1 protein-coding gene (only partly in view) is annotated in these 11,024 nt (G+C 65.8%); it reads right to left on the bottom strand.

The features are described 5' to 3' along the window. Positions 1 to 39: 39 nt before the first annotated feature. A protein-coding gene (locus tag N4264_RS14300; RefSeq protein WP_343231961.1) for an SDR family NAD(P)-dependent oxidoreductase crosses the window boundary here: on the bottom strand, positions 40 to 11,024 show its end. The gene runs 19,093 nt beyond the window's last position; the window shows 10,985 of its 30,078 coding nt (coding positions 19,094-30,078); its start codon lies beyond the right edge, outside the window — the gene reads right to left on this strand; it ends in the stop codon at positions 40 to 42.

The following is an 11,024-nucleotide window of genomic DNA, read 5'->3' as shown; positions in this document are numbered from 1 at the left end:
TGTCGCACCGGGTATTCCCGGCGATTCGATGACGGTCCACTAGATGACCCCCTCTTCCTCGATCTCGCCTTCACTTTCCGACGGCTGCTCCCGCGTCGAAATTCCGATCAACTCGATCCGCTCCGCCAGCTGGCGGAAGCTGCCGACGTCGAAGAGCGCTTCCATCGGGATATCGATCGCGAAGATTTCCTTCATCCGGAAAATCAAGCGCGTGAAAACGAGTGAATCAAAGCCGTAGTCCGTCAGGGGGGCATCGGGATCGAGCTTTTCCTTCGGCACCTTGAGCAGCGCCGCGCTCTCGTCGATCAGCGCCAGCTCGATGCGGCGAAGCGCACTGTCGTTATCCTGATCCGGAACGGGTGTGGACTCGGCAGTACCGACGCCTGCGGGCTCGATGCGAGCCGCCGCGGGCGGAGCGTCATGCATCGCCAATCCGGTCAGACCCGCGCCATCTGGACCCAGCGGATGAGCGATGTCCGCCTCCGCCGTGCCTGCCTTCAGGTCTTGAGCGCCCACGACGCCTGCTGCCTGCGGTGCCATCGCTCTGGCACCACCCTCCGGCAGCGGCACCCAGTAACGTTCCCGCGCGAACGGATAGGTAGGCAGGCGGATACGACGGGGGCGCTGCGCGGTGTAGAGGCGCTCCCAGTCGAAGGCCAGACCACGCACCCACAGGGCGAGCAGCTTGTCGTACTTGCCCTTGGCAGCCCAGGCATCAACCGTGCTGCCCAGGTCATCGTCGGTAACAAATAGCGCGAGCGCGTCGGCATCGCGCTTGGCGTGACCGTGGAAAAGCCCGTCGATCCCCGGCTTTCCGTGAAGGTAGGCACGCAGCTTCGCCGAGAGGTCGCTGGAACTGGATGCCATGACTGCCATGCGAGCGTCCATTGCAACACGCCCCACCTGCAGCGTGTACGCAAGATCAGGGAGGTCCTCGTCTGCCACCACGTGATTTTCAACAGCGGCCAGCAGCTGTTCGACACGCAGGCGCAGGCGCTCATCGTCCCGCGCCGACAGCACCACGAGCGCCGGCGCCTGCCGGTGTGTTTCCGAAGGCGTCCGCGCTGGCGCAACGTACTCGGCCACCACCACATGCGCGTTGGCACCGCCCGCGCCGAACGAGGACACACCGGCAACAAGGGGATGCTCGACGGGTTGCCCCGCCGTGCCGTTGACGACCGGCCGGCGCCAGGGAGCCAATTCCCGCTGCACGAAGAACGGGCTGTTTTCAAAATCAATGCGGCCGTTTAGCACTTCCGCGTGCAGCGACGGAACCAGCTGCCGGTGCCGCATCTGCAACAACACCTTGGTGATACCAGCTACACCAGCCGCACTCTCGCAGTGACCGATATTGGATTTCACCGAACCAATGGCACAGAACTGCCGTTCCTCGCCCGCCGATGCAAAGCTGCGTGCGAGCCCCGCGATTTCAATCGGATCACCCAGTGCCGTTCCCGTGCCATGCGCTTCCACGTAGCTGACCGTTCGTGGATCGACGGCGGAACGCTGCAACGCGCGACTGATCGATGCCGCCTGCGCCGCTGGACTTGGCACCATATAGCCATTGGTCCGCCCGCCGTGATTGATCGCACTGCCTTTGAGCACGCCGTAAATGTGGTCGCCATCCGTCTCGGCGCGTGCCAGGGGCTTGAGCAGCAGCACGCCGACGCCTTCGGCGTCGATGAATCCGTCTGCGCCTTCGCCAAAGGCGCGACATTCTCTGCCTGCCGACAACATCGCTGCTCCGCACAGCGACTGATAGTGCTTCACATCCAGGATCAGGTTGACACCACCCACGACGGCGCAATCGCAGGCGCCCGACTGCAGGCTCTCCATCGCCAGGTGCACCGCCGTCAGGGACGAGGAACAGGCGGTGTCGACAGCGAGACTGGGCCCTGTGAAATCCAGCAGGTAGGAAACGCGGTTTGCAATGGACCAGTACTGCGCGCCCGTGGGATAGCCGCCGTTCATGACGCCGGCGAATACACCGACCTGTTCTCCCAGGCGGTCCGGCCGGTAGCCGGCGTCCTCGATGCACGCGTAGGCCTGTTCCAGGAACAGACGTTCCTGCGGGTCCATGAATTCTGCGTCGCGGGGCGAAATCCGGAAGAACAGCGGATCGAACTTGTCGACATCTGCCAGGAAACCACCCCAGCGCGTGTAGGTCGATCCAACTGCCCCCTTCTCCTCGGAGTGATAGTCGCGCCAGTTCCAGCGGTCCGCCGGTATTTCGCTGATGCAGTTCTTGCCGGATTTCAGGTTGTCCCAGAACTCATCGAGATTGCGGGCGCCTGGATAGCGGCCCGACAGCCCGATCACCGCCACGTCATTCTGCAGCGGCGCGTCGGCAACCGTCTGTGACAGGTGGCTGAGGCGCGAATCGCCGCGGTTTGCGGATACTTCCCGTCGTGAACCCGCCGCGCTGGCATCCGCACCGCTTCCCGCGGGTGAGCCGAACAAGGCAGCTACGGCCGTGCGCTCCGTGCGCATCAGATGGGCCGCCAGCGCCGTAACGCTGTGGTGCTCAAACAGCACAGTGCTGTTCACACTGCGGAAAGTCTCGGCCAGGCGCGCCGTCACGTGCGTGATCAGGATCGAATCCAGGCCGTAGCGTTCCAGCCGTTCATTCGGATCGATCTGATGGGGCGCGAGCTTCATCGTCTGCGCGATGAGTCCGCGCAGATGCGCTTCGAGTCGGGCCTGGAGCGTTCCGTCGCCGGCATCCGAGACAATCGAAGCCGGGGTGAAGGCCGCAGCTGATTTCGCGAGGGGGGAAACGGTTGCCTGCGTGTGAGGTGCCTGCGTGAATCGCACCCGGCGGACCAGGCCATCACTTTCCGCAGCGACGATCTGCTGACCCAAGGGATGCAGCGGCTCGGCGGGGAAGCACACGGATCGGAATCCTTCCGTTTCCAACGCACGCCGCCAACCGGATGCGTCGAGGATGGGACTTCCCGGCACGCGGATACCGCCGTCTTCGTGCAGCCACCAGCCTTCGAGCAACCCGAAGCACAGGTGCAGGAACAGGCTGTTGGCGCCGACTTCGTTGAGCAGCAGCACGCCATTGTCGCGCAGCGCCGCCTTGGCGTGACGCAGCGTCCGTCGTATGTCACGCGTGGCATGCAATACGTTGGCCGCAATGACTACGTCGTAGCCGCCCGCGTCGATGTCCTGTTCCGCAAGGGGCTTTTCGATATCGAGCAGACTGCATTGCAGGTACGGCACGTCAGCGCTATAGCGCGATTCCGCATGCATCAGGAAGACGCGCGACACATCCGTGTAGCGGTACTCCGCAATATGCGCCTGCCACTCCTTGAGATGGGCAAAGACGCGCTCGCTCGTGCCCCCCGTGCCGGCGCCGATCTCCAGAATGCGCAGCTTTGCCGACGAATCGTGCGCGATCCGTGCCCGCACGAATGCCTCGACCGCACCGGCCAGCAGCTCGTTGAAGCACTCGGCAACCGGACATTCGCGATAGACCGGCTCCACCAGCGCCGTCGAAGCACTCGGGAACATCACGGACGTCGCCGTCTTCGTGCCACGCACGATGTCGCACAGGGACGACACGGTCTGTTCCAACAGGCGGATCTTGGCACGCAACAACCGGGTCTCGAGCCAGCCCGCCTTGTGTGTGTTCCATTCCTTCCATGCCGCCGCAACGTCGATCGCTCCCTCCAGACGGAAGGCTTCGCCTTCGCGCGCGAGAAGCCCTTGCTGCGCCAAAGCGCGAAGGCTTTCCGCCAACCAGCGCCGGTAGCCCGCTGCCACGCCCAGTCGCTCGGCCAGTGCCGCTACTTCCAGACGCTCGTTCGCCGGCAGTCCCATGCTCACCAGCTGCGCAAGCAGCAGGCGCCCAAGCGTCCGCTCCAGCAATTGCGTGGACGCCGCGTCTTCCGCACCAATGCCGTGATCTATCGTCGGCAGCGTCAGGCGGAAGTTGTGCGCAGGTGGCACCGCCGCAACCGGATAGCGGACGAGTTCCTCCTCGGCGAGGCCTGCCTGCGACAGCGCCGACCGTGTTCCCTTCATGAGCACGAGCTGTTCGAGCGGGCTTGCCAGCAACGCGTCGAGCGCCGCCATTCCTGCCGCCGGCTCCAGCGAAACGATGCCGGCCTGGGCCATTCGTGCGCGGTATTCGGGGGCTGCGACGGCGCCCAGGTCCCAGTAACCCCAGTTCACCACCTTGACCGGGCAGGACCAGCTGCGTCCCAGCGCCTGTGCAAACGCATCCTTGAACGTGCAGGCCGCTGCATAGTTGCTCTGGCCCGGCGCCTTCACCAGGCTCTGGGCCGACGAGAAGAACAGGACGAAATCGAGGGGCTGGTCGCCGAACACCTGCGCAAGCCGCACGCTGGCGTTTATTTTCGGCGCCAGCGCGCCGCGCAGGCGTTCCTCATCCATGCGTGCCAGACTCAGATCGGCCAGTACGATGGCCGAATGCACGAGGCCGTGCACGCGTCCGACGCGCTGGCGGATTTCATGGCGTGCCGCCTGCATGGATTCCCGATCCGTCGCATCGGCCGTGATGTAGACCGGGCGCGGACCGAATGCCGCGAGCCGCTCGATCTTGGCCCGGATTTCCGCGTTTTCGGTGCGACGGCCCAGCCAGACAATCTGTGCCTGGTGACGCCGGATCATGTGCTCGCTCCACACCTCGCCGAGCCCACCCGCGCCGCCGATGACGACGTAGACGCCATTCCGACGGACGATCGTCGACGGCGCATCGGGCAGCTCGCAGCTGAGGAGACTCTGCCGATACCAGCGGCCACGCCACGCCCAGGCATTACCCTGCGCATCAGCGGGCAGGCTCAGCAAGTGATCCAGCGGACAGTCCTCGGCGGCGGACGAGTCCACCAGGCGCACGGACCATTGCGGATACTCCTTCGCCATCGAACCCGCCAGGCCGTGCACGGCGGCATGCGCCGGATGCAGGGCATCGTGCCCGTGCACGGCCACGCACTGCGTCGTCACCAGCGTCCAGCCGAGGCCGCGCGCGCTGTACCCGAGCCCGAGCAGCGCCTTGATCAACCGGAACAGCGCGACGACGCCGCGCTCCTGAGCGCTCAGCAGCCGCTCTTCGAACAGTTCGGGCGCGATCGCTGCCGTCGGTGCAAACCAGAACACGTGCTCGAACGGCGCGCCATCCAGCTGCGCCGACAGTTCCTCGATCGCGCAGTCGGCATCGGGCGCAAGCACAACGACGTCTGCGTAGCGATCCCGCACGGCGTTCGCCAGGCGTCCCTCGCCAACAACGAGCACGCGCTGCGAGGTGTTCGGCCACGCCACGGTGCACGTGTTCCGCACCGTGTCCCATACCGGCACTGCACCCAACATGTGCGTGTCGGGAAGCAGATCCCCGGCTGGCAGCGGTGCGCTGATTGCCGAGCCTCGCGTCAGCTCTCGCATCATGAAACCGCGCAGCGCGATGCACACCGCTCCCCGCGCATCGGCAATATCGATGTCGAGTTTGGGCACGCTCGCTTCCGGCCCACTGCCAGCGCTGTAGCGCACCCAGGCCCAGGCACGCTCGGGGCACTGCGCGTGCACCGTCACCTCGTCCACACCGTAGGGGAGCAGCGGCCTTTCCGCCAGGTCAGCTTCAGCGCGCAACGCTGCGGTGGCCTGCAGGGCGGCATCCATCTGGCTCGGATGCAGCACGAAACGCGCCGCATCCGTACGCGCCGGCCCAGGCAGCACCAGCTCTGCAATAACCTGGCGTTGCACGCCATCGCCACCGGAATGTACGGCCACCAGCGCCTGGTGCGCCGGGCCGTATTGCAGGCCGGCGGCGGTGAAGCGCGCGTACCAGTCGGATCCGGTTTCGGTGCGATCGCAGCGATCGCGAATGGCGCCGACATCGATCACGGTCGAAGCGGCCTGCGTCCACGCCGCGCTGCCCTGGCCATGTACGCCGGATGCGTCGGTGAGCACTGTGTAGTCGACGCGTCCGTCGTTTCCGGCAGACATCGTCACGTGAACGGTTTCCGCTTCCGTAGCAACGGTCAGCGGACGCAGCCACAGAACATCGTGCAGGCGCATCCCGACCGCATTGACGCCAACGCCGGCCGATGCCCCGACCGCGGCGCGGACCATCTCCAGATAGGCGACGCCCGGCAGTACACCCGTGCCTTGAATGCGGTGGTCCGCGATGCAGGCATCGCTCGGCGAAATGACACTGGTGAAACGCTGGATGCCAAGCTGGGAGGTGTTCTGGTGCAGCAACGGATGCAACACCTCGCATCGCATGACCGCGGTGGATGCCGTCGACGTGCTGCCCGGGCACTCCGGCACCCAGTAGCGCTCGCGCGCGAACGGATAGGTTGGCAGGCTGGCACGCTGCGGCCGGTTCGGGCCATAGAGCCGTCCCCAGTCAAACGCGAGACCCTCTACCCAGAGTTTGAGCAGTTTTCCATATTTTTCGTTGGCGACGGCGGCATCGAGCCCGGGCCCGAAGTCCTCACTGGCGGCGAATGCGCTCAGCGTATCCCGCTCGCGTCGTGCATGGCCCTGGTAGAGGCCTTCGACCGGCTGGGCGGCGAGATGGCGCCGCAAGGTGCTCACCAGGTCCTGAGCGTCGCCGACGAGGAATCCAAGCCGGTACGCCATGGCGTCCCGTCCCACCTGGAGCGTGTACGCGATGCGCGACAGGTGGGTGCCTCGGGATTCGTCCGAGTCCAGCCAGGCGAGCAGTTCACTGCACTGTTCCCGCAACTGCTCCTCGCTGCGCGCCGACAGAACGATCGGGAACGGACCCGGGCTTGCCAGGGCTGGCTGCGGCACGATCTTCTGCTGATGTTCCTCGACGATCACGTGGGCATTCGCACCGCCGAAGCCGAACGAGCTGACGCCGGCGCGCCGGGGGATCGAACGGCCATGGCCGTCCAGCGGTGCAACCCAGGGCTGGGTGTCTTTCACCACGTAGAACGGACTGTCCTGCAACCGGACATGCGGATTCAGTGCCTCGCAGTGCAGGCTCCTGGCCAGCGTCTGGTGCTTCATCTGCAGCAGCACCTTGATCACGCCCGCGATGCCCGCCGCCAGTTCCAGGTGGCCGATGTTCGTCTTGACCGAGCCCAGGCCACAGGGAACCGGCGCATCGCTGTCGCGGGGCGGCATCTCGGCGAGCAGGTCGGCGAACGCGCTCTTGAGTCCGTTCACTTCGATCGGGTCGCCAAGCGGCGTGCCCGTGCCGTGTACTTCGACATAGGACACGGTGCGCGGGTCGATCTTCGCGTCGCGATAGGCAGCCTTGATCAGCTCTGCCTGGGCCCTCGGGTTGGGCGCCGTCAGGGAGTTCGCCTTGCCGCCGTGGTTCTCTGCGGTACCGCGAATCACGCCATGGATATGGTCACCGTCGCGCTGCGCGCAGGAAAGCCGCTTCAGCAGAAGCATCCCGACGCCCTCGCCCCGCACGTAGCCGCTGGCGTCCTTCGAAAATGTCCTGCAGCGGCCGTCTTCGGACAGCATGCCAGCCTGGCTGAAGCTGATATGCCCCCAGGGCGCGACGATAGTGTTGATTCCGCCCACCAGCGCCATGTCGCAGTCGTCCCACCGGATGGCGCGCACGGCGCGATGAATCGCGATGAGGGAGCTCGAGCACGCGGTCTCGATCGGTTCGCTGGGCCCATGCAGGTTCAGCAGGTAGCTGACCCGGTTGGGTCCGAGCGACGCCACTGCGCCGGTCGAGGTATAGGCCTCGATCGGCACGCCGGCCTGTGCGACGAGCTGGGCATAGCCGCTGCCACTGGTTCCGACGAAGATGCCGGTGCGCGTTCCCGAGAGCGCCTTGGGCGAATACCCGGCCTCCTCGATCGCTTTCCAGGAATAGGTGAGCAGCAGCCGCTGCTGCGGATCCATGAGCTCCGCTTCGCGCGGCGTGATGCCGAAGAAGGTCGGATCGAACTCGGCCACACCGTCGATGAAGCCGCCCCACTTCACATTCGTCTTGTTGGCCTCCCGCGTGGGGTCGCCGAAGTAGGACTGCCAGCTCCAGCGATCCGACGGAATCTCGACGATGCAATCACGGCCATCCCGGAGGTTCTCCCAGAAAGCATCCAGGTTCGGCGCCGCCGGAAAGCAACCGCTCATGCCGATGATGGCAATGGCTTCGGTCTGCGGCGTCGACTCGTCCGACCGGGGCAGCAGGGGTTCCGCCGGAATCTCAGTGCGCGCGAATACTTCGTCGGGCATCGCCGTCGTGGGTGGCGCAATGTCCGTGGGTGCCGGAACCGGTGCCCTGTCCGCGTGCAGTGCCGCGGCGATCTCGGCCGCATGCGTTTTCACCAGGTAGCCGGCGAAGCCATCGATCGACGGATGATCGAAAAAGATCGTCGGGCTCAGCTGCAGGCCGTAGGTGGCGTTCAGATCGTTGGCCAGATTGGTAAACGTGATCGAGTCGAATCCGAGTTCGCTCAATTCGGACGCGCTCTCAATATCGTCTTCGGTAACGCCCAACTGCGCAGAGATCGCCGCGAGGAGCCCTCGCCTCACGGCAGCGGTGATGTCGGGAAGAGGCGTATCCGGAGCGCTTTCCGCAATGGAAACCGGATTTTCCCGGGCGCCTGCCGTGCGTACCGGCATCGCCGGTTCAACGATCACGGCGCGAAGGATCTGGCGGAGTTGATCGGGCTTGCCGGCAAACACGACGACCTGCGGCTCGCCGCTGGCCCACGCCTTCGCGAGCGCGTCGATGCCCGCCGGCGACGAGAGCTCGTGCATGCCCTGGCGTTGCGCGCGCGCACGTATCGCGTCGTCCACTTTCATGCCGCCTTCAGACCACATCGGCCAGTTGACCGACAATGTGCGCCCATGGCGCAGGCCCTGCGCCGCCTGCGCGTTGCGATGACGCGCGAAGCGGTCCATGAACCCGTTGGCGAGCGCGTAGTCAGCCTGTCCGAGATTGCCGACCACGCCGGCCAGCGACGAAAAGCAGATGAAGAAGTCGAGCGCGATCGCCGCCGTGGCGCGATCGAGGAAAACGGTTCCGTGCACCTTCGGCGCCAGTACATCCCGGAATTCCGCATCGCTTTTGCGGACGATGTAGTTGTCCCGGATCAGCCCTGCGCTGTGGATCACGCCGTCCAGTCGACCGTGGTCCTGAACAATTCCGGCCACGCACTGGCGCACCGCCTCTTCGTCCGTCACGTCGAGCACGCGATACTCGACGCGTGTGTTTGCACCGCGCTGTTCGAGTGCCCTTTGCTGTTCCTGCTGTGCTTCGCCAGGCGCGGAGCGTCCCACAAGGACGATCGTTGCACCGCAAACCTGCTGAGTGATCGCCTCCGCGAACACCATCCCGAGGCCGCCAGCGCCTCCGGTGATCAGATAGACCCCGCCAGCCTTCCACGGCGCGATGCCAGGTGCAGCGCCGATCTCCTGCAGCCGGGCAAGCTGGCGCACGCCATCCGTGTAGCGGACGACGCTTTCCGCCGCCGCGCCATTTCGTGCGTTCTCCTGCAGTGCCTCGCCGACTTCATCCCATCCGCTCGCCGAATCGACGCTGATGAACTGGCCCTTGAACTTCGGATTCTCCTGCGCGGCGCTGCGCAGCAGGCTGCCGAGCGCGCTGGCAACTTCGGCCCACTCGCCGCCTGTGCCGGCAAGAATCTGCAGCAGCACCGGCTCGCGGGGCTTTTCGCCAAGGATCGCGCGAACCCGCGCGAGCACCTGCTCGCCAGCGCAGACCATCCGCTGTTCGATCGGCGAGGTGCCCATCCCGCCAAGGATTTCCCACTGCAGCGACGGAAAGCGCGCCGTCAGCGGTTCGCGCAGATGCGCGAACGCCGCGTCCAGCATCACCCAGCGCTGGCCGCTCCAGGCCTCGTCAGCCGGGTTCGTGGGCCGGCTGTCCCAGCACGGTGACAACAACAGCGTCGACACGTCGGCCATGCCCTGCGCCGGATCGCGGCGGCCGTCGTCGCGCTGCACATCATGCGTTCCTTCCAGCACGCGCAAGGTCAGTCCCTGCACCCGCACGCAGATCCGGCCCTCCGTGTCGGCGATATCGATGTCGCATTTGCGAATCTCGCCGCGATGGGCATCGCCTGTCCGCGAACGGACGTGGACCCACGCGACGCGCGGCGTTGGCGCAAGCACCTCGACGGAGTCCATCGCAAACGGCAGGGCTGCCTTGGCAGGAACGGATTGCGCTGCGTCGCTCAGCACCAGGCCGAGCGTTGCCTGCAGTGCTGCGTCAAGCAGGCTCGGATGGAGCAAATAGTCCGCAGCGTCCGCTTCCACGCACGCCGGCAGCGTCACCTGCGCCAGCACGGTGGCACCCGCCAGGCCTTGCGCGCCGACGCGTAAACTCGTCAGGCCACGGTGCGCAGGTCCGTACGCGAGTCCGACTGCGCGGAAAGCCTCGTAGACCTCCGCCATAGCGACCGGGGCACCGCACTCTTCGGCAAGTCGCTCGATCGTCATACGGGAAGGCGCCGCCGGTTCGAAGGGCAGCACGGCGCGTCCCTGCGCATGCACCACCTGCTGGCCCCCGCCGGCGGTCGTGAAAATCTGGAACCCGACGCCGGCCGCATCACGCGCCGAGATCGCGATGTGCACCTCGGTCACGGTGCTCACCGGTATCGGTCGCGTCCACACAATCTGCGTCAGCTGCACCGGCGTGGATGCATCCCGGTCCAGCGACTGCAGAACAGCAGAGCGCATCATCTCCAGGACCGCGGCGCCCGGCAGTACGGGCACGCCATTGACCACATGGTCGCGCAGGAAGAATTCGCGACCGGTCAGTGTCGTGCTGAAACGCTGACCGTCCAGCGTCGATGTGTTGCGCTGGACGAGCGGATGCAGCGCGGCCGGACCGCGGGTCGTCACGGTGCCACTCGCGCCAGGCGTTGCCGGCACCCAGTACCTGTCCTGTGCGAACGGATACGAGGGTAGGCTGACACGCCGGGGCGCAATGGCGCTGTACGAGGCGCCCGCCCCGTACAGGCGGGACCAGTCAACCGCCAACCCCTTCGACCAGAGGTTCAGCAATTTGGCGAATTTGCCTTTTTCGATCCAGTGGTCGA

The organism is Tahibacter amnicola, assembly GCF_025398735.1.
Lineage (GTDB): Bacteria > Pseudomonadota > Gammaproteobacteria > Xanthomonadales > Rhodanobacteraceae > Tahibacter > Tahibacter amnicola.
The sequence above is the reverse complement of the archived record's forward strand: the minus strand, read 5'-3'. Positions and strand labels throughout refer to the sequence as shown.